This is a genomic window from Dyadobacter sp. CY351 (assembly GCF_021502625.1).
In the GTDB taxonomy this organism is placed as follows: domain Bacteria; phylum Bacteroidota; class Bacteroidia; order Cytophagales; family Spirosomataceae; genus Dyadobacter; species Dyadobacter chenhuakuii.
Window position 1 is genome coordinate 191,291 of sequence record NZ_JAKFFU010000006.1, and the last position, 23,679, is coordinate 214,969.

At 48.3% G+C, this 23,679-nt stretch carries 18 protein-coding genes; 10 read left to right on the forward strand and 8 right to left on the reverse strand.

Annotation, left to right across the window (positions count from 1 at the left end; translation table 11 throughout):
• The first annotated feature begins 1 nt into the window (after nucleotide 1).
• From L0660_RS13310 to L0660_RS13325, 4 genes are all read left to right on the forward strand, one after another.
• Nucleotides 2–1,654 carry a sodium:solute symporter gene (locus tag L0660_RS13310; protein WP_235159909.1) on the forward strand — a complete coding sequence of 551 codons (1,653 nt, stop codon included), beginning with the start codon at nucleotides 2–4 and terminating at the stop codon, nucleotides 1,652–1,654.
• Between the two features lie 212 nt (nucleotides 1,655–1,866).
• Nucleotides 1,867–4,947 carry a TonB-dependent receptor gene (locus L0660_RS13315; protein WP_235159910.1) on the forward strand — a complete coding sequence of 1,027 codons (3,081 nt, stop codon included), beginning with the start codon at nucleotides 1,867–1,869 and terminating at the stop codon, nucleotides 4,945–4,947.
• On the forward strand, nucleotides 4,947–6,464 hold the full coding sequence (locus L0660_RS13320) for a RagB/SusD family nutrient uptake outer membrane protein (protein WP_235159911.1): 1,518 nt from the start codon (nucleotides 4,947–4,949) through the stop codon (nucleotides 6,462–6,464). Before L0660_RS13315 ends, L0660_RS13320 begins: the two co-directional genes overlap by 1 nt.
• Before the next feature lie 173 nt (nucleotides 6,465–6,637).
• The gene (locus tag L0660_RS13325) at nucleotides 6,638–8,986 is read left to right on the forward strand and encodes a glycosyl hydrolase family 95 catalytic domain-containing protein (RefSeq protein ID WP_235159912.1); all 2,349 of its coding nucleotides are present in this window, start codon (nucleotides 6,638–6,640) and stop codon (nucleotides 8,984–8,986) included.
• 48 nt (nucleotides 8,987–9,034) lie between these two features.
• On the opposite strand, the gene rhuM is transcribed toward L0660_RS13325, so the two are convergent.
• Both rhuM and L0660_RS13335 read right to left on the reverse strand, forming a co-directional pair.
• Nucleotides 9,035–10,006, reverse strand: coding sequence for a RhuM family protein (gene rhuM / locus L0660_RS13330; RefSeq protein ID WP_235159913.1), 972 nt, complete (start codon nucleotides 10,004–10,006; stop codon nucleotides 9,035–9,037).
• A 113-nt stretch (nucleotides 10,007–10,119) separates the two neighbouring features.
• Nucleotides 10,120–10,542 (reverse strand): secondary thiamine-phosphate synthase enzyme YjbQ, encoded by a 423-nt coding sequence (locus L0660_RS13335; RefSeq protein ID WP_233796502.1) that lies wholly within the window; start codon nucleotides 10,540–10,542, stop codon nucleotides 10,120–10,122.
• An 81-nt stretch (nucleotides 10,543–10,623) separates the two neighbouring features.
• Between L0660_RS13335 and L0660_RS13340 the strand changes: the two genes are divergently transcribed.
• Together L0660_RS13340 and L0660_RS13345 are read left to right on the forward strand one after the other, a co-directional pair.
• Nucleotides 10,624–11,163: a hypothetical protein gene (locus tag L0660_RS13340; RefSeq protein WP_235159914.1), complete on the forward strand. Its 540-nt coding sequence runs from the start codon at nucleotides 10,624–10,626 to the stop codon at nucleotides 11,161–11,163.
• Complete coding sequence (locus L0660_RS13345) at nucleotides 11,160–11,990, forward strand: glycosyltransferase family 2 protein (protein WP_235159915.1); 831 nt, start codon at nucleotides 11,160–11,162, stop codon at nucleotides 11,988–11,990. Before L0660_RS13340 ends, L0660_RS13345 begins: the two co-directional genes overlap by 4 nt.
• A 12-nt stretch (nucleotides 11,991–12,002) precedes the next feature.
• On the opposite strand, the gene L0660_RS13350 is transcribed toward L0660_RS13345, so the two are convergent.
• Together L0660_RS13350 and L0660_RS13355 are read right to left on the reverse strand one after the other, a co-directional pair.
• Complete coding sequence (locus L0660_RS13350; RefSeq protein WP_235159916.1) at nucleotides 12,003–13,076, reverse strand: glycosyltransferase; 1,074 nt, start codon at nucleotides 13,074–13,076, stop codon at nucleotides 12,003–12,005.
• On the reverse strand, nucleotides 13,066–14,163 hold the full coding sequence (locus L0660_RS13355; protein WP_235159917.1) for a glycosyltransferase family 4 protein: 1,098 nt from the start codon (nucleotides 14,161–14,163) through the stop codon (nucleotides 13,066–13,068). The genes L0660_RS13350 and L0660_RS13355 overlap by 11 nt, the downstream gene beginning before the upstream one ends.
• Before the next feature lie 173 nt (nucleotides 14,164–14,336).
• On the opposite strand from L0660_RS13355, the gene L0660_RS13360 reads away from it, so the two are divergent.
• The 4 genes from L0660_RS13360 (at nucleotide 14,337) to L0660_RS13375 (ending at nucleotide 19,957) form a co-directional block, all read left to right on the forward strand.
• Nucleotides 14,337–15,827: an MFS transporter gene (locus tag L0660_RS13360; protein WP_233796497.1), complete on the forward strand. Its 1,491-nt coding sequence runs from the start codon at nucleotides 14,337–14,339 to the stop codon at nucleotides 15,825–15,827.
• Entirely contained in the window at nucleotides 15,805–16,284 is a 480-nt protein-coding gene (locus L0660_RS13365) for a hypothetical protein (RefSeq protein WP_310589633.1), read from the forward strand. Before L0660_RS13360 ends, L0660_RS13365 begins: the two co-directional genes overlap by 23 nt.
• 160 nt (nucleotides 16,285–16,444) lie before the next feature.
• On the forward strand, nucleotides 16,445–18,814 hold the full coding sequence (locus tag L0660_RS13370) for a TonB-dependent receptor (protein ID WP_235159918.1): 2,370 nt from the start codon (nucleotides 16,445–16,447) through the stop codon (nucleotides 18,812–18,814).
• A 12-nt stretch (nucleotides 18,815–18,826) separates the two neighbouring features.
• Entirely contained in the window at nucleotides 18,827–19,957 is a 1,131-nt protein-coding gene (locus L0660_RS13375; RefSeq protein WP_235159919.1) for a PepSY domain-containing protein, read from the forward strand.
• Here L0660_RS13375 and L0660_RS13380 read toward each other — a convergent pair.
• The 4 genes from L0660_RS13380 to L0660_RS13395 form a co-directional block, all read right to left on the reverse strand.
• On the reverse strand, nucleotides 19,940–21,508 hold the full coding sequence (locus tag L0660_RS13380) for a MutS-related protein (RefSeq protein ID WP_235159920.1): 1,569 nt from the start codon (nucleotides 21,506–21,508) through the stop codon (nucleotides 19,940–19,942). The genes L0660_RS13375 and L0660_RS13380 overlap by 18 nt on opposite strands.
• A 114-nt stretch (nucleotides 21,509–21,622) precedes the next feature.
• Nucleotides 21,623–21,901: a Txe/YoeB family addiction module toxin gene (locus tag L0660_RS13385; RefSeq protein WP_235159921.1), complete on the reverse strand. Its 279-nt coding sequence runs from the start codon at nucleotides 21,899–21,901 to the stop codon at nucleotides 21,623–21,625.
• Nucleotides 21,898–22,149 carry a type II toxin-antitoxin system Phd/YefM family antitoxin gene (locus L0660_RS13390; RefSeq protein ID WP_035360818.1) on the reverse strand — a complete coding sequence of 84 codons (252 nt, stop codon included), beginning with the start codon at nucleotides 22,147–22,149 and terminating at the stop codon, nucleotides 21,898–21,900. Before L0660_RS13390 ends, L0660_RS13385 begins: the two co-directional genes overlap by 4 nt.
• A gap of 69 nt (nucleotides 22,150–22,218) precedes the next feature.
• Nucleotides 22,219–23,520 (reverse strand): nucleoside hydrolase-like domain-containing protein, encoded by a 1,302-nt coding sequence (locus tag L0660_RS13395; protein ID WP_235159922.1) that lies wholly within the window; start codon nucleotides 23,518–23,520, stop codon nucleotides 22,219–22,221.
• Nucleotides 23,521–23,679: the final 159 nt, after the last annotated feature.

The following is a 23,679-nucleotide window of genomic DNA, read 5'->3' on the forward strand; positions in this document are numbered from 1 at the left end:
GATGATCCACTCCCTCGATATCACAATCAGCGCGCTGTACATTACGGCGATATTTGTCATTGGTCTGTGGGCTGGATTAAAACATAACAAATCGAAAAACGGCTCTGGTGAAGCCGGGGCGTATTTCCTGGCAGGCAAAACATTGCGCTGGCCCACGATCGGCCTTGCATTGTTTGCTACCAACATTTCCTGCGTTCACCTGGTAAGCCTCGCGCAAAGCGGTTTCGACACCGGGCTTCTCAACGGGAATTTCGAGTGGATGGCCGCTTTCATCCTGATCCTGCTCGCACTCTTTTTCGCTCCGTTCTACATCCGGTCCGGCGTTTCCACCTTGCCCGATTTTTTGGAGAAACGCTACGACCGCGCAAGCCGCGACTGGCTGGCTGTGATCTCGGTGGTGTCGGCAGTAATAGTCCACATTTCGTTTTCCTTACTGGCCGGCGGCATTGTTTTGCAGACACTGTTTGGCGTGGATATGTACACGAGCATTATCGTCATTTCCATCATTACGGCCATTTACACCATTGTAGGAGGGTTAACCGCCGTTGTCATCACCGAGTCGATCCAGACGATTGTGCTGCTTTTCGGCGCGGTGATCATCAGCATTGCGGCATATAATAAAATGGGCGGTTGGGAGCCGATGATGGACGTTCTCAAAACGACCGGCCAGCTTGAAAAGCTCTCCATGATGCGTCCCCACGGCGATAGCAGCGGAATGCCGTGGTATGCCGTGTTCCTAGGTTATCCCGTGCTCGGGATCTGGTATTGGTGTGCCGACCAGACAATTGTCCAGCGGGTATTGGGTGCAAAAGATGAGAACCAGGCGCGCATAGGGCCGCTGTTTTGTGGTTTTATCAAAATCCTGCCCGTTTTCATTTTCGTGCTCCCCGGACTTTTCGCCTATACATTATCGCAGTCGGGCGGGCTGGATATTTCAGCTTTGCAAACTGTTTCAGATGGCAAAACGGTAGTTAATAGCAAAGGAATTTACACACTAATGATCACCCAGCTTTTGCCCAAAGGACTGGTTGGAATATTGGTCGCTGCATTACTTTCGGGGCTGATGAGCCAGATTTCCGGTGCGCTTAATTCCATATCTTCATTGGTAAGCTATGATTTATACCAACGGCGCAAACCGGAAGCGTCGGACCAGCAACTGATCCGCGTTGGCAAAATCGCTGCGGGCATTGCACTGGTCGTCTCGCTGGCCACATTGCCGCTGCTGAACAGTTATGAAAGTATATTCAATGGCCTCAACGACATCATCGCACACATTGCACCGCCGATCACTTGCGTGTTTTTATTAGGGATCTTCTGGAAAAAGGCTTCTGCGGAATCTGCGAAATTTACCTTGTGGATCGGATCTGCGGTTGGTGTCATTGTTTTTACTGTCAATAAATTATATCCCGAAACGCTGGTCGGACAAGTGCCGTTTATGATGATGGCGTTTTACCTGTTTTGTTTTTGCGTTTTAGTCCAGGTTGTCTTCTCTGTTTTCTTCCCGGTCCGCCACACGGCGGCAAGCCTGCAACTTTTCTGGAAATCGCCCCTCGAATCGCTCCAGACACCCGGCGGGCCAGGCCTGGGCAATTACAAAGTGCTATCCGTCCTGCTTGCCGGGATCATGTGCTTTCTCTTCTGGTTTTTCAGGTAAACAGCTGCATTTTAAAATAATTGGATTTTGATAATTGTTGCTGTTCACATTTTAGCCGAATGTGTTTCAAGCCTCTTTATGGATAAAATTCAAGCATTAAAAGCGTAATCTAATAATCGTATTATCCATGTTTTTATCAGGTTAATCCATTTCAATGTGATTTTTGCCTGTCTAATTTTACCCCATCAAATAGTATAAATTAATGAAAGAATATGGAAAAATCTACTTCAAACCGATGGCAGCTTCCTGGGCTGCTTCTGGCGTTTTTGCTATGTGCCGTCAGTGTTTTTTCAGCATCGGCCCAGACCGTTGACATTACCGGAACAGTCACTTCCGCAGGCGATAACACAGGCTTGCCGGGCGTATCCATTACCGTAAAAGGGACAACCTCGGGCACGGTAACCGATCTGAATGGCAAGTATGTGATAAATGTTGCGGATCAAAATGCCGTGCTTGTGTTTTCCTTTATAGGTTATGAAGCTGTGGAGCAGCCGGTTGGAAGCCGCAATGTCATCGATGTGGTGATGAAAGAAGATCTGAAACAGCTCAGTGAAGTGGTTGTGGTCGGATACGGAACACAGAAGAAAGTGAACCTCACGGGCGCAGTGGCAACAGTGAGCGGCGATGAAATGATCAAACGGCCCGTGACCAATCCAACCGCCATGCTGCAAGGCACAATGCCCGGAGTGCAGGTGACGCAGGGCAGGGGAGAACCTGGTAATGAAGGCGTTTCGGTGCGTATCCGGGGCTCGGGAACTTTCAGCGCTGCCGGTTCGGAACCGCTTGTGCTTATCGACGGTGTACAAGGCAATATGTCCGACCTCAATCCCAATAACATTGAAAGTGTGTCGGTTCTGAAAGATGCTGCATCGGCGTCCATTTACGGTGCGCGCGCCGCAAACGGGGTGATCCTGGTCACAACCAAAAAAGGAAGTGAAGGCAAACTGAGCGTGCAGTACAGCGGAAATTACAGCATTAACAAGCCTACCAAGCTGTTTGACCTGATTACAAACTCAGCGGAATATATGGAGTTGTATAATGAAGCACGCGTGAATTCCGGGCTAACCTCGGGATTGTACTCTCAGCAGCAGATCGACGATTACCGCAATGCAACGGACCGCAACCTGTATCCTAACACAGACTGGCTGGGCCTCATTTTTCAAACCGCCCCCACGCACATGCACAACCTGACCTTCGACGGCGGGCGCGGCGGAACGCATTTCAATGCTTCTATCGGTTATGTAAACCAAAAAGGCGTGATGAAAGGATTTGATTTTGAAAAATACAATGCGCGCCTGAACATTGCCTCGCAGATCAACAAGAAGATCAAATTTGGTGCGAACATCGCCCTGAAATCCGGCAACACGCAATCGCCCGTTTTCGGCTCGGAAGATATGTTTTTGTCGGCCATGTCACAGGCTCCTACTTACGGACCAAAACTGGCGGACGGCAGCGGGCGCTTTACTTACAAGGCTTATGATTTGGAATACAATAACAAAAACCCGATTGCGCTCCTCGACGGGCACATTAACCGGGACAAACTGGATTACTCGGCCAATACGCAGGGCTGGTTTGAGGTGAATTTGTTAAAAGGCCTAACGTGGTACGCGAAGGGCGCAGTTAATGCGGATTTTTATAAAACGAAATCTTTCAAACCGCCCTTGCAGCTCTATAATTTCCGTACAAACGAATTCATGGCCACATTGGATCTCGGCGGCGGACTGGAAGTGAAGGATGAGCAGAATGTTTATACCAATTTGTTCTCTTACCTCGATTACGACCACACCTTTGGGCAAAATCATGCATTCAAAGCGCAGGTAGGTTACAGTACTGAGAAGAATACTTTCCAGGATCTTGAAGGGATCAGAAGAAACTTCCCGACGGATGTTTTGCGCGAGATCAATGCAGGTAGTCCGTCTATCCAGTATGCCAATGGTTCGCAAAATCAATGGGCGATCCGGTCGTTTTTCGGAAGACTGAATTACAATTTCAAGGAGCGTTACCTGCTGGAAGCCAACATGCGCTATGACGGAACCTCGCGGCTTGCGGCCGATTCGCGCTGGGGCGTTTTTCCTTCGTTCTCTGCGGGTTGGCGGGTGACGGAAGAGGATTTTATCAAAAATCTGAACCTCAACTGGCTCAACAGCATGAAGTTTCGCGGATCATGGGGCCAGCTTGGCAACCAGAACATTGGAAATTATCCTTACCAGGCGATCCTGAGCTTTACCGGAAATTATTCCTTTGATGATTCCAATCTGTCTTCGGGTGTGGCGCAGACCAACCTTTCCAATGCGGCCATCAAATGGGAAACCACAACCATCGCCGACTTCGGCCTTGACATGACAGTCTTCCGCGGCCTGAACCTGAGTGCAGACTGGTATCGAAAAACCACAACGGACATTTTGAGAAGTTCGCAAGTGACTGGCGTAGTGGGTCTTGGCGCTCCTACGATAAACAACGGGACTATGGAGAACACAGGTGTTGAACTTGGGATTTCATACAATCACCAGGTTAACAGTGGCGTGTTTTCTGGATTGAATTACAATTTGGGTGTGAATCTGGAACATTACAAAAACAAGCTTGTGAAGTTTGGACAGCGTGAAATTGACGGCTATCGGATCCGTGAAGAAGGAAAGGAATACAACACTTATTACATGCTTCAGATGGATGGCATTTTCCAGTCGGCCGATGAAATTGCTGCCGCGCCCAAACAATACAATGATGCAACTGTGCCGGGAGATATCCGCTTCCGCGATGCAAATGGTGATGGCAAGATCAACGACGACGACCGCGTGGTCATGACGGGTAATTATCCGGGGTTAAATTATTCATTCAACGGATCAGTCAACTTTAAGGGCTTTGATTTGTCCGTTCTGTTTCAGGGGGTTAACAATGTTAAATTTTTTGTGGACAATTGGGGAACGGTTCCTTTTGTACAAGGGTCACCGCCTACAACGGACTGGCGTAATCGCTGGACGCCTGAAAATCCTTCTACCACAATGCCACGCATTTACTGGGGCTGGGGTGCACCCGACCGAATCCGCAGATCGTCTTCCTACTTCCTTCAGGATGCTTCCTACCTGCGTTTGAAAAACCTCACATTCGGTTATACACTGCCACAAACATTGGTGAAAAAGATAGGCATTGACAACCTGCGGGTGTTTTTCTCGGGTGATAACCTGCTGACGGCTACCAAATATCCGGGCCTTGACCCTGAGCGCGGCGGCAGCGGAAGCTTTGTGCAATATCCTCAAAACAAGATTTTCTCATTCGGATTAAATATCAGATTATAATGAAAAGTCAGAAACTAAAACTGTTCGTACTGCTGACTCTGGCGTTCAGTGCGTGCAACGATTCACTGGACCTCAATCCCCTCGACCAGATTTCGGCATCGACATTCTGGAAAACAAAGGGTGATTTTGACAAAGCATTAACGGCCAATTACGCTTCCATGCAGGCCGATCCCTGGGCGGTTGAGCTGCCCGTCTGGAACTGCCTGACGGACGATGGCTTTGCGCAGCACAATTCAGGAAGTGCAAAAGAAATCACGTCTGGCAGCATCAGTCCTTCCACAGGTGGTTATGTTTCAGGAGTTTATAGTGAAAGTTACAAGGCCATTGCCCGCGTAAATATTTTCCTGGCTCAATTACAAGCGTACACCAATGCCGACATAACCGACACCAACCGGAAGCTCTACGAGGCCGAATCGCGGTTTTTGCGAGCATTTTATTATTTCCAGCTTTATCATTTGTATGGCGATGTGCCGCTGATTCTGGAACCGCTTACATTGGAAACGCAGAACCAGCCCAAAGTGCCGGCTGCGCAAATCCTGGCGCAGATCCTCGCTGACCTGGACTTTGCCATCGCAAACCTCAATGCAAATGCTTATCCGCAAAACGGTGGCCATGCTGCTGTAACTTCCGCGCAGGCATTCAAAGCGCGTGTGCTCATTTTTACTGCATATGGAGAGAACGGAACGCCTGATCCGGCCTTATTGGCACAGGTGAAAACGCTGACCAGCGCAGTGATTCCGAAATACAGCCTGAGCCCAAAGTTCGAAGATATATTCCGTGACGCCGGTCAGAAAAACAACCCGGAAATCATTTACTCGACCAATTTCCTTGCTCCTAACAACACCCGTCCCTGGGATATGTATTATGGTGACTGGTTGGTAGCGAGCCCGTTACAGAATTTTGTGGATGCATTTGAATGCACCGATGGACTGCCTTACGGCGTGTCGCCGCTGACAGATAAAAAGGAGCCGTTCAAAAACCGGGACTCACGCCTGGCTAAGACCGTCTTCGTTGACCATCCCGATTTTGGCGGCGGCCGGGTTCATATCCCGTCCAACAGCCGGCCGTCGGGTTATGGCGTAATGAAATTCCTGGCGCCTGAGAACATTCCGTTCGGATTTTCGACATTAAGCCAGCAAAATGCAGTAGTGCTGCGCCTGGCGGAGGTTTTACTGATGTATGCCGAAGCACAAAATGAAATAGCAGGCCCGGATGCAACCGTTTACAAAGCCATCAACGACATTCGCCTGCGTTCCCAAATGCCAGCCTTACCAGCCGGTTTGACCAAAGCCCAGATGCGCGAAAAAATCCGTCATGAACGCCGCATCGAGCTGGGTTTCGAAGGTCTCCGCTATTACGATTTAAAGCGGTGGCACATCGCAGAGCAGGTTTTGAACAATGTAAAAGACAGCTTCGTACCTTACAAGTTTGAAAAGAAATTCTACAAATGGCCAATCCCACAGCCGGAGATTGATAAGAGCGGCGGGGTGCTGGTGCAGAATGGGGATTACTTGTAGGAGGGGTAAGTGACCTGGGTAGCGGGCGACTAGCTCCTGTCACCCTAAGCGTAGCCTGCCCCTGTCACCCTGAGCGTAGCCGAAGGGGCGTTACTCTCCCAGATGAACGCCCCTTCGGCTCCGCTCAGGGTGACAGGGAATAAACATTATAACTTAACATTAATAACATAGAAATGACTCTTAGGTACATACTAACTTCCATACTAACCATCTCAATAACAACATCTTCCATCGCTCAGGTTAAACCGCTTCGTCTTTGGTTTAATAAGCCGGCGGCTCAGTGGGAGGAGACTATTCCTGTGGGGAACGGGCGGTTGGGGATGATGAGTGATGGGGGGGTGTTGCGGGAGAATGTTGTGCTGAATGACATTACGCTCTGGTCGGGAGGGCCGCAGGATGCCAACAATTACGAGGCGCACAAAAGTCTTCCCGAGATCCGCAGGCTGCTTCTGGAAGGTAAAAATGATGAGGCGCAGCAATTGGTAAACCGGAATTTTGTGGCGAAAGGTGCGGGTTCCGGGCATGGCGATGGGGCCAATGTGCCATTTGGCTGCTACCAAGTCTTAGGTAACCTGCGGATGCAGTTTGCCTATAAGGGCGCCGATTCCTCGAACATGCGGTATCAGAATTACAGAAGGGAATTGGCGCTGAATGACGCGGTTGCGAGCCTGGTTTACCAGGTGAAGGGTGTGACTTACCGCCGGGAATACTTTACAAGTTTTGGTGACGATGTGGGCCTTATCAGGATTTCTGCCGACAAACCGGGCCAGCTGAATTTGCGCCTGGGCCTGGATCGTCCCGAGCGGTTTCAGACTGTGGTTAAAAACAATGTGCTGGAAATGTCCGGGCAGTTGAACAATGGAACGGACGGGAATGGGATGAAATACCTGACTAAGATCAAGCCGCAGGTAAAGGGTGGGAAACTGACCGTTTCGGGTAAGGAAATCGTCATTACGGATGCCGATGAGATTATTATCTACTTCTCTGCCGGGACCGATTTCAAAACCAAAAACTTCGAATCTGAGACGCAGAGGCTTATTGATGTCGCAGTGAAAAAATCTTACACTGTTCAGAAGTGGGCTCACATTGCAAATTATCAGAAACTTTATAACAGAGCAACTTTGCATCTGGGCGGATTAAAGGGCGACGATTTACCAACGGATCAGCGGCTTTCTGCCTTCCAGAAAAACCCTGCTTTGGATAATGAACTGCCCGTTCTGTTTTTTCAATATGGACGTAACCTGAGTATCAGCAGCACACGGGTAGGACTATTGCCGCCAAATTTGCAGGGACTTTGGGCCAATCAAATCCAGACACCCTGGAATGGTGACTATCACCTGGATGTGAACATTCAGATGAACCAGTGGCCCGTGGAGGTTGTAAATCTTTCGGAGCTGAACCTGCCGCTGGCCGATCTGGTGAAAGGGATGGTGAAGCCGGGTGAAAAAACCGCGAAAGCTTACTACAATGCAGACGGGTGGGTAGCGCACGTGATTACCAATGTGTGGGGTTTTACAGAGCCGGGTGAGGAGGCTTCGTGGGGCGCGAGCAATGCGGGTTCGGGTTGGATCTGCAACAACCTTTGGGAACATTATGCTTTTACCAAAGACAAAAATTACCTCAAAGAAATCTATCCGATATTGAAAGGCGCCGCGGAGTTTTACAACAGCGCATTGGTAAAAGATCCGAAAACGGGGTGGCTGGTGACTGCGCCGTCCATCTCCCCGGAAAACTCATTTTATCTGCCCAACGGTAAAACGGCTGCCATTTGCATGGGCCCGACCATTGATAACCAAATGACTCGCGAGCTTTTCACCAATGTAATTACAGCCTGCGAGGAACTGGGCGTGGATTCGGCATTGAAAACGTCTTTGGAAAATAAACTGAAAAACCTGCCTCCTCCCGGTGTGGTAGGAAGCGATGGCAGGCTGATGGAATGGCTGGAAGAATACAAAGAAGTGGAGCCCAAGCACCGGCACATTGCGCATTTGTACGGACTCTTCCCGGCCCCGCTCATCACGCCATCGAAAACGCCTGATCTTGCCGCTGCTGCTGCCAAAACGCTGGAAGCGCGCGGAGACGATAGTCCGGGCTGGTCGAAAGCATATAAACTGCTTTTCTGGGCCAGATTGCACGATGGTAACCGGGCTAATAAATTATTACAAGAACTGCTCGTGCCCACATTGGACACCAATATGAACTACGGTGCTGGCGGAGGCGTCTACCCTAATTTGCTCGTTGCAGGGCCGCCGTTCCAGATTGATGGCAACTTCGGCGGCACGGCCGGGATCGCTGAAATGCTGATTCAGAGCCACGACGGTTATATCGACATTTTGCCCGCCATTCCCGATGCCTGGAAAGCTTCGGGTGAAGTGAAGGGTTTGAAAGCGAGAGGCAATTTTACAGTCGATTTCAAATGGAAGGATGGTAAAGTGACGGATTACCGGATTGTTTCCCAATCGCCCCAGAAGGTGATGGTGAAGGTCAACGGAGAGAAAAAAGAAATAACATCAACGCGCTGACTTAATGGAAATAAGCAGCGGATGCGGTTTGTGAAGGATTGAAAGTTGTTATTGATTTCTGTTCAGTACGCTGATGATAAGCTTTTTAACCGTCTCCATCTCTTCCGGCTTACTGGCGGCAGCAAAAAGTGTAAGGCTCGCAAGTGCCTCATTACTAATCAATAATTTCCCGTCGCTTGTTGTCAGCAATTCGTTCACTTCTAAAAAAAGCAAGAAACAAGCGGCGGCAATTCGTTTGTTGCCGTCAATAAATGAATGATTCTTGATGATTAAATAAAGGAGGACCGCGGCTTTTTCCTCAATAGAGGGATAAAAATCAAAGTCACCGAAGCCCTTGCCGATCTGTGCAATAGAACTTTGGAAAGTTTCATCTTTTTCCTTTCCGAAGATGGCGGATTGGAAATCGCCTTTCATGATATTTATAATCTTTTGATAGTCTGATAGTTCAGGATATGTTGCGCGGCGGACATTAATGCCTCTTTGGTCCAACTGATCGTGGTCGTAATCATCCAGCAATTCTAAACCGGTTGCAAATTGTTCCAGCCAGCTATTTTGTGCATCTCCGATTTTACTTTCAATAGCCCTGCTTAGGATCCGGATGCCGTCCTTTAATGTTTGCACCTGCTGGTTTTTCTGTGCAAGCCGTTTCTCGTTAATCGCGAATCCCTCAATTAGGTAATTTTTTAGACGCTGGGTAGCCCAAATCCTGAATTGCGTAGCCTTGCCGGAATTTACCCTGTAACCGACAGACAAGATCATGTCCAGGTTGAAAACGTCTACTTGTCTGACTACATGGCGTTTGCCTTCCTTTTGAACTATTTCCATTTTGGAAATAGTTGCCTCCCTTGTTAGCTCTCCTTCATGCAAAATATTCCGGATATGCTTATTGATGGCTGGAACCTCGGTGCCAAACAATGCAGCAATCTGCTTCTGACTTAACCAGATATTTTCCGCCTGGAGTGTCACTTCTATCTGGCTGTTGCGGTCCGCACCTACGTATATCTCTATCTGATTTTCCATTCCGACTTCATTTATTCCAAAGATTAGAAAAATCGGACTATGAGAAACGCAAGATCCAACGAACGGTAGGCGGCATTTATCGAAAGCATTTCATACTAGGGCAATGGTCGCCTCTACTCCCCCCAAACCGTCACCACGACCCCGCGTGGGCCGCCGTGGTCTCTGTGTTCGCAGAGATAGATGCCTTGCCAGGTTCCGAGGGCTAGGCGACCGTTTTTGATGGGGATCATGACGGAGCTGCCTAGTATGGAGGCTTTCAGGTGGGCTGGCATGTCGTCGGAACCTTCGTAGTCGTGTTCGTAGTCGGGGTCGTTTTCTTTGACGGTTTTATTGAAATACATTTCGAAATCCTTTCGCACGGTGGGGTCGGCGTTTTCGTTGATCGTGAGCGAGGCGGAGGTGTGCTGGATGAAAACCTGGCACATGCCTGTGGTGAGCTGCGAAATTTGCGGCATCGCATTGATAATGTCGCCGGTGATGAGGTGAAAGCCCCGGCGCTTTTCACGGAATGTTAGACTTTGCTGAAATATTTTCATCCGGTAAATGTATTACTCTGCGTCCAAATTTGATGATACTTTTGCATCTTCAAGCGAATGATGAGTTAATCAAAACAATTGATGAAAAAAGCGCTGATCCTGATCCTTACTACGGGAATGACCATCGGTTCCATTTACGCACTGATCCATTACATTGGAATGCAAAGTTTTTCATTTGCGTGGATCCTTAATTTCTTACTGATGGCGAGTGTGCTAACATTTACGGAAACGCTTAAAAGCCCATTGACTTCTCCCTATTTTGATACAAAACCCTGGGAACGGAAAGGGGAAATCTACGAGTCTTTCGGGATCCACATTTATAGAAAATTACTGGTACTCACAGGCTGGGAGAAATTGAATAAGAAAGCCAATCCAATAGCCAAGAATATCAGCGCTTTAACGCATTTATACTATAAGACAAAACAGTCTGAACTGGGTCATATAGTTATTTTATTCGTCGTTTTTAGTTTCAATATTTTTGTGGCATTTCAGTATGGCATTGTCAAATCGTTGTGGTTATTAATTCTCAATATCCTGCTGAATCTATATCCTGTGTTACTTCAACGATACAACCGGCCGCGAATAGCACGAGCCATAAGTTTAAGCAAATTTAGTCGATGAGCATTATACCCATTTCCGTCCTTACCATAGTGAAATCCAGGCAGGAGGCGCTTCGCAACCTCGTTCTGGGCCTTGACAATGCTGAATCTTATCCGGCCGAGCTGATCATAGTCAATATGAATGAGCCGGCAAGTGAGCTGGTTTCTGAAAATTTCCCGATCCGCTCCGTTCGGTTTGATGATGCCGAAAGGCTGCCCCTTGCTGCGGCGCGGAACTTTGCGGCGAAACAAGCGGCGCATCCTTTCATGATTTTTCTGGATGTGGACTGCATTCCTTCACCGGATTTGGTAGAAAAATATTTCAATGCGTGCCAAGCCGGTGCACATTTGTGGATAGGGCCGGTCCGGTATCTTCGTCAGGGAGCCACAGCGGAAAATGGTTTTCTTTCAAAAATGTGGGAATTAAGCACGCCGGATCCTGTTAGGGCTGATTTGCGGGAGGTGAATCATGCGCTTTTCTGGTCGCTTAACTTCGCTTGCAGTCAGGAGACCTATGAACGCATTGGTGGTTTTGATACCCGATTTACTGGTTACGGTGCAGAAGATACCGATTTCGGTTTTGCAGCCCGTAAGCAGGGCGTTGAGCTGAGTGTTGCGGATGCCGTGGCATTTCATCAATATCATCCCAGCTACAACCCGCCGCTCAATCATTTTGAAGACATTCTTATCAATGCCAGGACATTTTTTAACAAATGGCAGATCTGGCCCATGGAAGGCTGGCTGCGAAAATTTGAAAATGCAGGGTTGATCAAATGGGAAAATGATGAGATCACGATTTTGCGCAGACCGACAGAAACCGAGGTTAATCAAGCGTTGAAGGCAGGATAATCCGGCGTTGAATCAAGCCAATCTATCAGGAAAATTAGCGTCCCAAAGTTCATGCAGCCGCAGCGCAACATCAGCCAGCGCTGAGTCCTTGATCACGCCTTTCCAGCAGTCATCAGGCAGGTTCTCCGCCTTCTGAATGATTATTTTCCAGTCGGTTTGATCCAGCTCTTCTGGCTGGACAAGCACAGCCATTCCATGTTGTTCCAGTAATCCGGCTTTGCGCAATTGTTCCTGAAATGGACGGTCCTCAGGTATGCAGACGAACTTTTTCCCCAGGTCGGCCATTTCCATCACCGTGTTATGCCCGGCATTGCCTATTACAACGCGGCATTGGGCCAGTACAGATGCGGGATCATTCATTTGCCCGTGAAAAATTACATTGTGTGCAGCAATGTGTTCATGATCAGCAATATTGCCAATCACCAGGATAGATCTTTCCGAACATTGCGCTGCCAAAGCATTGATCACCTTTCCATTAATAGAAGTCCCTCCGGAACCTACAAGGACGCCAATTGCCGGATTTTCAGTTTTCTGCACATATTTTTCTTTTCCTGAATATTTTGAAAATCCCCCCGAAAAAAAGGTTTTTTGATTTACCCAATCCTGCGGTGACGGATTCATCAACTCTTCCGGTGATGGTGCGATCAGCAGCTGGGCACTTTCATATGCATGTAAATGCGCCAGATCATCGCGGTCCCCGTTTTGACGGATCACTACCGTTGGTGTCCCGCATAGAGTTGCCAGTAATGTAACCTCCACAGACACATCGACAATCAGTATTACCGGAAACAATGCATGCAGTGCCGCCGAGATTACGGCGGCGCGTTTGGCAACTTTTTCAACATTAACAGGTGCATAATGCAGAAAACCCAAATGCATGCGCGAAGCAAAAGGGTCTTCCGGACCTGGAACATCATGCGGCAGGTGTATACATTGAATTGTAGCCGGAATAATGGCTGCAAAACGCGTGAGATCACTTCCAAGAAATGTCACCTGTGCATCTCTAAGTTGTGATGCAATCGACAACGCGCGCATCAAATGTCCCGAGCCGTGGTGGTGAATATAGAAGGCGAAATTAGCGGACATTGGTCTTCATCTTCGTGACTGCAGTTTCAAGCGCTATCGATTCGAACAATGTTTCGTAGGCATCCACCATTCTTTCTACATCAAACAGATCTTCGGCGCGCTGCCTGCAAGCCGGGCGGTCCAGCTGCTCTGTTGCCAGGATGCAATCCGCCAGTTCCTGAACATTATCCCCGCTGCATAATCTGCCCGTTTGCTCGTCAAGTAATTTTGGTAAGGCCCCTTTTGCAATGCCTGCAACCGGTGTTCCGCAAGCAAGCGACTCAGCAACCACCAGTCCGAACGGTTCATCCCAGCACGGCGTGATCAATGATACGGTTGCGTTTCCTATCAGCTCATTGAGCTGTTGATGATTGCAAGACCCGAGTAATTCTATCGAATCGTCCAGACGCGGCATGATCTCAGTTTCGTAATAATGCTGATCGCTGATGGCCCCGGCAACTTTCATTTTCCTGCCGGCAAGCTTGGCCGCATCTATGGCCAGGTGCAAGCCCTTATCCGGATGTATCCGCCCAAACCACATGATATACCCGCGGTCATTTTCAGGATAAAATGCCCAGGTTGTCAAATCTATGCCATTGTGAATAACGTCACATTCAGGTGCGTACGCTTTCCAATTCTCAGCATTGGTCTCAGAGACAGACACATATTTGACCCGGCCGTAATTCTGTTCGCGGCGGATCGCGTTTTTCAGCTCAAAGATCGGAGGCGTATGCAGCACAGTTACCATCGGCGCTTTAACCAGCACCGACATCATAATGGGAACATAGTTCAAGCTGTTATTAAAAATTACGTCCAGCTCATCTTTGTCTATCTCCTGCATCATTTCAACATAGGCGTGATGTGTAGAAATATATTCAGTGCTGAGCTGGCGGGAGGTAAACTGCGAGGATGTAATGGGACGGTAATCCTCCTCGCAAAGGATCGGCCTGACATTCAGAATAGGATCCGAGCCGGCGCATGCGTACAATAATACGTCGTGACCGCGCGCGAGCAATCTCTGGCAAATATCATAGGTAAACGCTTCCAGCCCTCCCATGAAGGGTTTAGTGATCGGATATTTGAGGTGTGCAATGATCCCTATTTTCATGTCTGTTATGGTAAAGTTTGTTGATGAAGATTTTTGATAAAGTGCATTTTTGATACTAGTACAGCGGAGGCTGCGTTGTACCGTCATAGAAAACCGTGCCGGTGCAGGAGACATTGCTTTTGCGGCTGGTATGGATTTAAGGACTGCACCAGCGTTATCAAACTTGAAGCATTGTGATCTTTACACCAAAAGAAACACTGACCGAGGAAGAAGTGAAGAACGGATTGAACACCGTTCTCAAAGAAGGGATGACCACCGAAGCCATGGTAACCCTTGCCGGGGGGACATTTATGGTAGCCTTCGCCATTTTGCTTGGCGCCAGCAATTTTCAGATCGGGTTACTTGCGTCCTTGCCTACATTCACCAATATTTTCCAGCTGGTGTCCGTGTTTCTGATCCGCAGATATAACAACCGGAGGGCCGTTTCGGTTATTTGCTGCATTCTGGCCCGTATTCCGATGGTTTTATTGGGTGCGATGCCATTTTTTCTGGGAGCAGATGCACCGGTCAGCCTGTTGCTCTTTTTCTTGTTCTTCTATTATCTGTTTGGCTCCATTGCCGGTCCAAGCTGGAATGCATGGATGAAAGACCTGGTGCCGGGTGATATGCTGGGCACTTTTTTCTCGAAGCGAAGCCGCTATGCGCAGACGCTCAATGTTGTACTCAGCATCATTCTGGCCATTTCAATCGATTACCTGCGTCGGCATGCGCCGCAGTACGAGCTGTATGTGTATGCAACCATGTTTATGATGGCGGGGATTGCCGGTCTGGCGGCAGTGGCATTGCTGGCCAGGGTGCCCGAGCCAAGGTCGTATTTACCCAACGAGAATATCCTGAAAATGTTCATTAAGCCGCTGCGGGACAATAACTTTCAGCGATTACTTGTCTTCAACTCACTCTGGCTTTTTGCCGTTAACATTGCGACGCCGTTTTTTACAGTTTATATGTTGAAAACGCTCGGGCTTACCCTGGCGTACATTATTCCACTCACCATTTTAAGCCAGTTGTCGAGTATTTTGACGATTGGATACTGGGGCAAATTCGCAGACCGGTACAGTAACAAAACGATCATCTCCATATGCGCGCCGCTGTATGTGGCATGCGTGATTGCGTGGTGTTTTGTAGGGATTTATACCAATTTGATATCCAACCTTGCCCTGCTGGCCGTGATCCATATCGTCAGCGGATCGAGCAATGCTGGCACCAACCTTGCGTTGACGAACATAGGCTTGAAGCTCGCCCCGTCCCGTGAAGCGATTGTTTATTTATCCGTCAAAAATATCGTAACGTCCGTTTTCTCATCCCTGGCACCGTTGATAGGCGGTTATCTGGCTGATTATTATACATTAAGACAACTGCGCGTCATCGCCGAGTGGAGCGGGCCAACGTTGCAAAAATCGTTTCGGTTGCTGTTGCTGCATGAATGGAATTTCCTTTTCCTGATCGGCGCCGCGCTGACCGTGGTGGCACTGCAATTCCTGCCGCGTGTGCGTGAGGCAGGGGAGGTGCATAAGAGCGTGGTGAAAAGGATCATGCGTACGAGCCTGAAAAGTAACCTGCGGGATTATTTTGTGATTGACGTGCTGATCAACTGGCATTCTTCCTTGAATAATATGCTTAAAATCAATCGTGTAGGCTCCGATGACGCACGAAGAGACGAATAAATCGAAGCCGGTAATCATCAAATTTCATGGTAATGTCTTTGGAAAAGTAACTCCGTGGTTATATTTGCCCCATCATACGATGCGAGTTGCGCTGCTTTACATATGGCTCTTTGTAACGATCCTACCGACTTTCAGTCAGTGGGGAACGATCGCTTATTACCATATCAACAAGGATTACATAGCGCGCGTCCTTTGCGAAAACCGCGATAGGCCACAGCTGCATTGCGACGGACAATGCTATCTGGCCAAAAAACTAAAAGCCCAGGAGGAGAAAAAAGACCAGCAAACCAGCGAGCAGGTGCGTAATCTGCCTACGCTGCATCTATTTTCATCTCCGCTGGTCGCGTTCGAATTTCTGGCATCTCCATTTCTGATTCATTCCCAAGCCGCTTTCCAGTATCAGCTGGCAGCTTATCTGGCTCCGCTTACCATCGTTTCTCCACCACCCTGCGCTTAGTTGTCGTTTTTGTCAATTTTTGGGCTAAAATGAAAGGGTAACATTGTTTATCCCCGGCGCGCGACTGCGTTGCCCTGCTCCTTTATTCAAATTCAACAGCTAACCTAACAGCATCCATTCTGCTTTTTAAAAGTGGATGAGTTTATCCTTGTATATCCGAATGAAATTTCAATATCTGTTTCTATTGCTGGCCATATTCAGCAATGTTACCTGTTCCTACGCTCAAAGCGAGCAAGGAACACTTCACGGGCGTATCGTCAACGCCGAAGACAAGCCTGTCTCAGGCGCGTCCATCGCATTTCAAAACACAACATTAGGCACGATTACAGATGAAAAAGGCCAATTCAGCCTCACCGGCATTACACCAGGCTCTTACATTCTGACTGTTTCCAATGTTGGTTATATTGCATACACCCAAAGTATGCGCATTTCGAAAGGGAGAAACGCGTTTCTTAATCTTCAACTGTCCGAAAGCAACCAGGAGCTAAAAGAGGTCATTGTTAGTGCCGCCAAAAACAGTTACCAGGTTTCATCGTCCAATAGTTCGACACGCCTGGACGTGCCTTTGCTGGAAACGCCTCAATCGGTGCAGGTCGTTTCTTCCGCCGTTCTGCGCGACCGGCAGGCATTTACCCTCAACGAGATCGCGGGCACATTCACGGGCATGAAAGCCAATAATGGCAATGGTTCATTTCAAATACGCGGCTTCACAGCTTACTCTCCGAATGATGCCAGTTTTTTGCTTTTTAACGGCATCCGGGGCAACCTGTATTTGTGGAGCCAGCAGCCGCTGCTTTACAACATTGAATCCGTAGAGTTGCTGCGCGGGCCTTCCGGGGCTTTGTTCAGTGAGGGTTCTCCGGGTGGTGTTGTTAATTTTATTACAAAAAAACCATTGTCGGAAAAGCGCGCAAGTGTGGATCTTTCGCTGGGCAGTTGGGGATTCGGAAGAGCTTCCGCTGACTTTACGGGGCCGGTTTCGGGTAATAAAAAACTGCTGTACCGCGCCATAATCGGTTATGATCGCTCCGAAAGTTTCAGGGATTATCAAAAGAAGCAAAATCTGCTCATCGCCCCTTCGCTGACCTACCTTGCCAGTGAGCGGACCTCGCTTAATCTTGAACTCAATTATACTTACTCCAAAGCCGTTCAGCAGTATGACAATGGAAGTTATGTTTACTCCCGCCCGGATGGAACATTTGATTTCAACCATTATCCCAACAACCTGACAATCCAGAGCCCGACCGATTATGGGAAAACGCACAATGCATCGGCTACGCTGAGTTTTAACCATCAGATCAGCCAGAATCTGAAACTCACCGTTGTGGAACGCGCAGTACGGAATGTACTGGATTATACAGACCATATTCCGGTAGGAAGGATCCGTAATGATTCCATCAGCCGGGGATTTCAGGATTGGGAAACGGACAGGTTCAGCCTGCAAACCACTGCTTTTGCAACCTATACCACCAACACAGGAGCGCTGGGGCACCAGATTATCGCAGGCTCGGATTACAATCGCTACGGCTGGACGCAAAACGACTATCAGTACAAGCCTTCGACCCGCATTTCTATCCTGCACCCGGATTATGCGGGCAGTATTCCCGATGCCTCCGTTCTGGCCGACGAATCGGATGATAACAAGCGCATTACCAACCTGATAGGAGCTTACATTCAGGATCAGATCAGTGTAGGCGACAAATTGAAAGTGTTGCTCTCGCTTCGTTACGACAATTACAATGGCAAGGAAACGCCATTGTCGGATCGTGACAACAAGCAGGGCGACGAGCTGAAAACCTCAGGCTGGATCCCGCGGGTGGGCCTGGTATATCTGCCGGTAAAGAACGTATCTATTTACGGAACCTATCTCAAATCGTTCAATCCGCAAACCTCCAACAATGTGCTCTCAGGCGGACCATTCCCGACCCGGCAGGCGACGCAATATGAAGTAGGTTCCAAAGCGGACCTGATAGGCAACCGGTTGTCGGCTACATTATCCCTTTACCAGATCAATTATGCCAATATCCTGACGGCGGCGCCCACGGAAGAAAACTCGCACCGGCAAGCTGCCATTGACGGCACGCGCAGCCGGGGAGGCGAATTTTCAGTTGTCGGAAACCTGAACCGGTTGAGCCTGATCGCCGGATATGCTTTCAATGAGCACGAGCTGATAAGCACGACGAGCTATGGTAAAAAAGGGGACCGTTTTGCCAATGCGCCTAAGCATCAGATCAACTTCTGGGGCAAATATGCGCTTCCATCTCAGGCGCTCAAAGGGCTGGGAATTGCTGCGGGCGTGCGTTATGTGAGTGATCAGGTGGGCTTGCTAAGCAATCAGAACTTCGTTTTTCCGTCCTACACGGTGCTGGATGCCGCCATTTCGTATTCACGCAACCGATATCAGGTTCAGGTTAATGCTTATAATCTGACTAACAAGCATTACTTCAGAGGAAGCAGGTCGGGCGTAACATTAGCAGGCCTGGGCGATCCCTTTAATGTACGGGTCGGCATTAGTTATCAGCTCTGGTAAGTCGAAGGGTTTATGAAAAAGACAAAATTCACACGGGGCCTGTTCAAGCTACATAGCTGGCTTGGGCTGGTAACCGGCATATTCCTGGTTTTGTTGGGGTTAAGTGGTTCCGTTCTTGTTTTCAAAACTGAGCTCGACCATCTGGCCAACCATAACCTGCTCCGCGTATCTCCGGCGGCGACTCACATGCCGGAAGACGCGCTAATGCAATGCTATAAAACGATTACCGCCCGTTATCCAAACCTGGACGGCATTGCCTGGCTTAATCCCGACGCCGGGCCGGGTGATGCTTATGATTTCAGGATTTATTTCAATGATGCGCGCCTTTTAACTTATGACCTGGCATTGATCTCGTTCAATCCTTACACTGGCGCTATTCTCAGGGAAGGGCCTGCTAGCCAGTTTGTGCCGAGTTTCATTGAATGGTTGTTCCAATTTCATTTCAGCTTCCAGCTGGGCATCCCAGGCGCGGCGCTCACGGCTATTTTTGGTATAACAATGTTGTTGTCCGTGCTGACCGGCGCTATTGTTTATAGGAAAAATATCTGGCGCGTTCTGTCTTTTCAAATTTCCATCAACCGGAAAAACTGGCGCACGATCAGCTCCGATTTGCACCGGATTGTGGGGGTATGGTCAATGTTGTTCAATGCTATTATTTTCTTCACCGGCTTTTGGATGAACCTCTTCGCTTTTGAACCCAAAACCTGGGAGAAAGAACTCCTGCCAGGCAAACGGAACAATGCAATGACGGTTTCCGCCGATGAAATGCTCCGTGCTGCCAGGAAGGCGCTGCCGGAACTGGACCCAACCTATGTGTATCTGCCTACGCAACCTGAACGAAAATTTGAAGTCAGAGGCTATGAGCAGGGACAATGGAAACTCTGGGGTGCTTTGAATTCAGTGAGGATTGATCAATACACAGGTAAGGTTTTTAAGATCAATACATTAGCAGATAAATCTGTCGGCGAACGCATTGAAGCAACGTTTCATCCTTTGCATGTTGGCAACTTTGGCGGGCTGCCCGTCAGGATATTTTATGTGATCATCGGGCTGACGCCCGGGTTGCTGGCCGTGACGGGTTTCCTGCTTTGGTGGCGGCGGGCAGGGAAGTCTGAGCCGGACCGTTCAGCGATTTCCCGCTAAGGTGAGCGCCTCTTGCACAACTTCGCTGGGATAATTGTTCAGTTCCAGAATCCGGATGGCATTGGTTGTTACCAGTTTGCCCGGTTTCAGCTTGTAGTCGAAGATGACGGCATCCTGGTGAATGACTTCCGTAAAGTGATAAAGGTCAAAAGTGTCCGCCAGAAAGTTGGAAAGCTCCCGGTCGTGCGTTGAGGCGAGCGCCAGATTGTTGCCTTGTGTGAGGTAACTGAGCACCGATTTGCCGATAGCAATGCGCTCAACCGAATTGGTGCCCTTAAAAAGTTCGTCCAGCAGAAACAGGTTGGAATGGCCCGACCTGCTTTCTTCCAGCAGATTTTTAATGGTAAGCACCTCTTCAAAATAATAACTTTTGTCCCCCAGCAAATCATCCGAGATGCGGATAGACGAATGTATTTTCATGGCAGTCATAGCAAATGCATGGGCAAAGCATGTATTAATGGTTTGTCCAAGCAGCGCATTAATGCCCACGGTCCGGATGAAAGTGGTCTTTCCCGACATGTTGGAACCTGTCAGCAATGCAGATTTAACTTGTAATGTTAAGTCATTGGCCACGCCGTCAAATATCAGCGGGTGGTATACATCCCTGATTTGCAGGTGCTTTATCTCCAAATGAAAGTCGGGCTGACAAGCGTAGGGGACACTTTCTCTGAGTGCGAGGGTTGACAGGGCAATGTCAGTTTCTGCAACGAACCGAAAAACATCCTCGATGTGCTGCCTTTTGGAATCCAGAATCTTCAAGATTGTAAAGAGCAGCACAGGCTCAATCAGAAACAGTGCTTTGAACAATTCAAAAACATAATCAATAAACATGCCGATCTCACCTTGCAGCTTGGCCTCGATCTTGAAAATGGACATGGGCAACCCCAATTGATCCAGCATACTGACCTGCGCTTGCAATGCATTGTTTTGCGCTGTGAATTCCGGGTTTTTCAAGATGCTGCGGGCTGTTTGGGTCAATATCAAAAGCTGTGGAATGGAGCTTCCGTATTGGTATAGATTGTTCTTATTCCAATAGTGGATACCCAGATTCACGGGCAGCAGGACGATCAGGAAAATAAGGATCTGCGGTAAGAAGAAAGCCATTATAACAGCAAGCACGCTGACCGCAGAAAGTAGTTGTATAAGCCAGTACCAGCCTGGCCTGGGTGTGTACTTGCCGTGGAAAAGCGACGTGATATAATAAGCGTCGGTTTTATTAAGTTTTGAAATCTCTGTGGTGGTTGCCGCCCTTAATGCAGGATCGGCTTGAAAAATAGAGATAACGTTTTCCAAGCGCTCCTTGCGGGCGTCACCCAGGGGAATTACGCGCATGAAGTAATACAAATACTGCTGACCGACGCAGGAAACAGTCCTGTCGATAAACTTAAAAACGTCTTCAAGGTCCAGATCCTGAAATGTTCTGTCGGAAATTACCTGGAAAACCCCATCCCGCTTGTCATTAACAAAATACTTTTCGATCTGACCAAAATTGAAAAATCCCTTTTTTATTTGGGCAATACGGTCCTTATCCGATGAGGTTTTCGAAGACATTTCTATAAGATAAATTATAAGGGCAAAAAGCAGCCAGCCCCAAAGCCAACCGAACCCAGGATCAATTTATCATTTTAGAAAAGAAGTATTTTGAAAGTGTTATGAGCGGTTGAATCAGGAAGGAGTATAATGTCCTTTGGCCGAAACGACTGTAACGGTTACCCTCGACTCGTCAACAGCATAAATGATCCTGTGCTCCTGATTTATTCTTCTCGACCAAAATCCAGCCAGGTTGTGCTTTAATTGTTCTGGCTGGCCTGTTCCAATGTATGGATGCTCAGTCAGTTCGTCGAGCAGTTTCCTGACTTTTCTAAGCAGCGGCTTATTCCCAGACTTCCTGAGTTTTTCGATTCCTTCAAGCGCTTTTGGGGTGAATTCGATGGAATAACTCATAAACCAAGCAACTTGTCAAAATCGGCTTTGTCCACTTTCGTAGTGTTGCCTTTCCTGTACTGATCGATTCCTTCCTGAATATCAGCCATTGTTTGCGGATCCATGAAATATTTGTCCTTCTCGCCAACCGGGGTCAGTGCATAAGCCTTCTCCTTACCACGCTGAATAATGATCTGTTCGTTTTTATCAGCAAGATCCATGTATTTTTTTTGATTGTCCCTGAATTCTCTTGAACTAATTACCAGCATGATTGAGTAGATGAATGTACGAAATTGGTACACAAATATACAATATAAATCAGAAACGCTCATGCGGTATCATTCCAGCCAGGCCCATCTTTTTGCCCAGTCTGTCAGGAATGCTTTTCGGTGTTTTGAGATGGTTTTTGCGCCTTGCTGCTGGTCTATGAAAAGATTGGGATCCGGGAGATCGCCGTACCAGTTTTTGCCCAGCTTGTAGTCGTGCGGTTCGGGTTTTCCTGGCCAGGGTGCGATGCTGACGTATTTTCCTGCATGACCATTGAGCTCTGCAATGCTGCTGATGGTGGTATATTCGCCCACCTCGACTTGCTTGGGAGAGTAGCGAACGGCGTATTTCCCGTCACCAATGTAATAACCAGGCCATTGCTGACCGCTGATGCTGAGCGTGAACACAGCCGAGTCGGCGGGAACATTAATGTTTGGTCCTTGAAACCGCCATTCAATGACGCCGTAAGTGGCTACGCTGTCGGCAGTTGTGGTGTTGCGATCGAAAATGGTTCTCGAACTCCTTGTGATCGGCGCGAAAGAGCCGCCCCAGCTTTCGCCTGTCGGCTGATCCGGATTGCCGTGCATGACATAGGCCAGCGAAGGTGTGTCGCCCATTTTAATGTTGCCTTTGTAATACTTAATAAAATCCTTTCCCATTGCTCCGCGGCCTTTGATGTAATTCGGATAATAGGCTTCTGCCGTTATGTCTGCGGGCGATCCGGCATCCATAAACCAGCCGCGATAGGTGGCGTTGCATTCGATCATCCAAACGTCGGGGTGGTTGGCGGCGATGTAGTCATAGGCATTCACGCCCCATTTTTTATTTGGGCCGCCGATCCAGTACACCCGTATGTTTTTCGTGATCTCCGGTGCATCATGCAATGCCTGTGCAACATCTTCGATACCACCCCATACCAGCACCCAAAGCGGCTGGTCGGAAGACTTTTTAGCACAAGAAATGAGCCATTCCGAACCCTCCGTTTTTTCGGCGAAACCCTTATAAGGCGCCCAAACGGTTGCTCCCTGTTTGCACACATTGCGCAATGTAGCCGGCTCGGGAAAGGCCTTTTGATGCTTTTTTAGTTTGTCAAGATCCTTTTCATACAAATCAATCATGTCCAGGATGTCCTTTTTGCGACCGGTCTGGAACGAAGTGGAAACCAATCCTTCAATTTGAAAACGGTCTGCGTACATCAGCAGATGGATCATCGATTGGAAATCATCCGGATCGGTCCCGCCAATATCGGTGCTGATGAAAATGCGGGGTTTTTGCTGCGCATGTGCCGAAAAAAAGCTCATAACCAAACAAATGGTCATGAGCGATGGAATATAAATATGGATCTTTTCCCTTCTTAAAAACAGTAATTTCATCGTTATTCCGATCAGTCAGCACCGAACATCCGGCACACTTCATTTTACTATTACAAAGGTAAAAAGAAAGTAATCGAAAAAAATAGAAATTAAATGATAGTTATCACGGATGGAGTTTAATAGTAAAAGTAGTGTGCATATAGCTGCTTACATCTATCT

Bases quoted from the DNA above. Each gene is read 5' to 3' on its own strand.
- L0660_RS13310 (WP_235159909.1), top strand. From the start codon at position 2: ATGATCCACTCCCTCGATATCACAATCAGCGCGCTGTACATTACGGCG.
- L0660_RS13315 (WP_235159910.1), top strand. From the start codon at position 1,867: ATGGAAAAATCTACTTCAAACCGATGGCAGCTTCCTGGGCTGCTTCTG.
- L0660_RS13320 (WP_235159911.1), top strand. From the start codon at position 4,947: ATGAAAAGTCAGAAACTAAAACTGTTCGTACTGCTGACTCTGGCGTTC.
- L0660_RS13325 (WP_235159912.1), top strand. From the start codon at position 6,638: ATGACTCTTAGGTACATACTAACTTCCATACTAACCATCTCAATAACA.
- rhuM (WP_235159913.1), bottom strand. From the start codon at position 10,006: ATGGAAAATCAGATAGAGATATACGTAGGTGCGGACCGCAACAGCCAG.
- L0660_RS13335 (WP_233796502.1), bottom strand. From the start codon at position 10,542: ATGAAAATATTTCAGCAAAGTCTAACATTCCGTGAAAAGCGCCGGGGC.
- L0660_RS13340 (WP_235159914.1), top strand. From the start codon at position 10,624: ATGAAAAAAGCGCTGATCCTGATCCTTACTACGGGAATGACCATCGGT.
- L0660_RS13345 (WP_235159915.1), top strand. From the start codon at position 11,160: ATGAGCATTATACCCATTTCCGTCCTTACCATAGTGAAATCCAGGCAG.
- L0660_RS13350 (WP_235159916.1), bottom strand. From the start codon at position 13,076: ATGTCCGCTAATTTCGCCTTCTATATTCACCACCACGGCTCGGGACAT.
- L0660_RS13355 (WP_235159917.1), bottom strand. From the start codon at position 14,163: ATGAAAATAGGGATCATTGCACACCTCAAATATCCGATCACTAAACCC.
- L0660_RS13365 (WP_310589633.1), top strand. From the start codon at position 15,805: ATGACGCACGAAGAGACGAATAAATCGAAGCCGGTAATCATCAAATTT.
- L0660_RS13370 (WP_235159918.1), top strand. From the start codon at position 16,445: ATGAAATTTCAATATCTGTTTCTATTGCTGGCCATATTCAGCAATGTT.
- L0660_RS13375 (WP_235159919.1), top strand. From the start codon at position 18,827: ATGAAAAAGACAAAATTCACACGGGGCCTGTTCAAGCTACATAGCTGG.
- L0660_RS13380 (WP_235159920.1), bottom strand. From the start codon at position 21,508: ATGTCTTCGAAAACCTCATCGGATAAGGACCGTATTGCCCAAATAAAA.
- L0660_RS13385 (WP_235159921.1), bottom strand. From the start codon at position 21,901: ATGAGTTATTCCATCGAATTCACCCCAAAAGCGCTTGAAGGAATCGAA.
- L0660_RS13390 (WP_035360818.1), bottom strand. From the start codon at position 22,149: ATGCTGGTAATTAGTTCAAGAGAATTCAGGGACAATCAAAAAAAATAC.
- L0660_RS13395 (WP_235159922.1), bottom strand. From the start codon at position 23,520: ATGAAATTACTGTTTTTAAGAAGGGAAAAGATCCATATTTATATTCCA.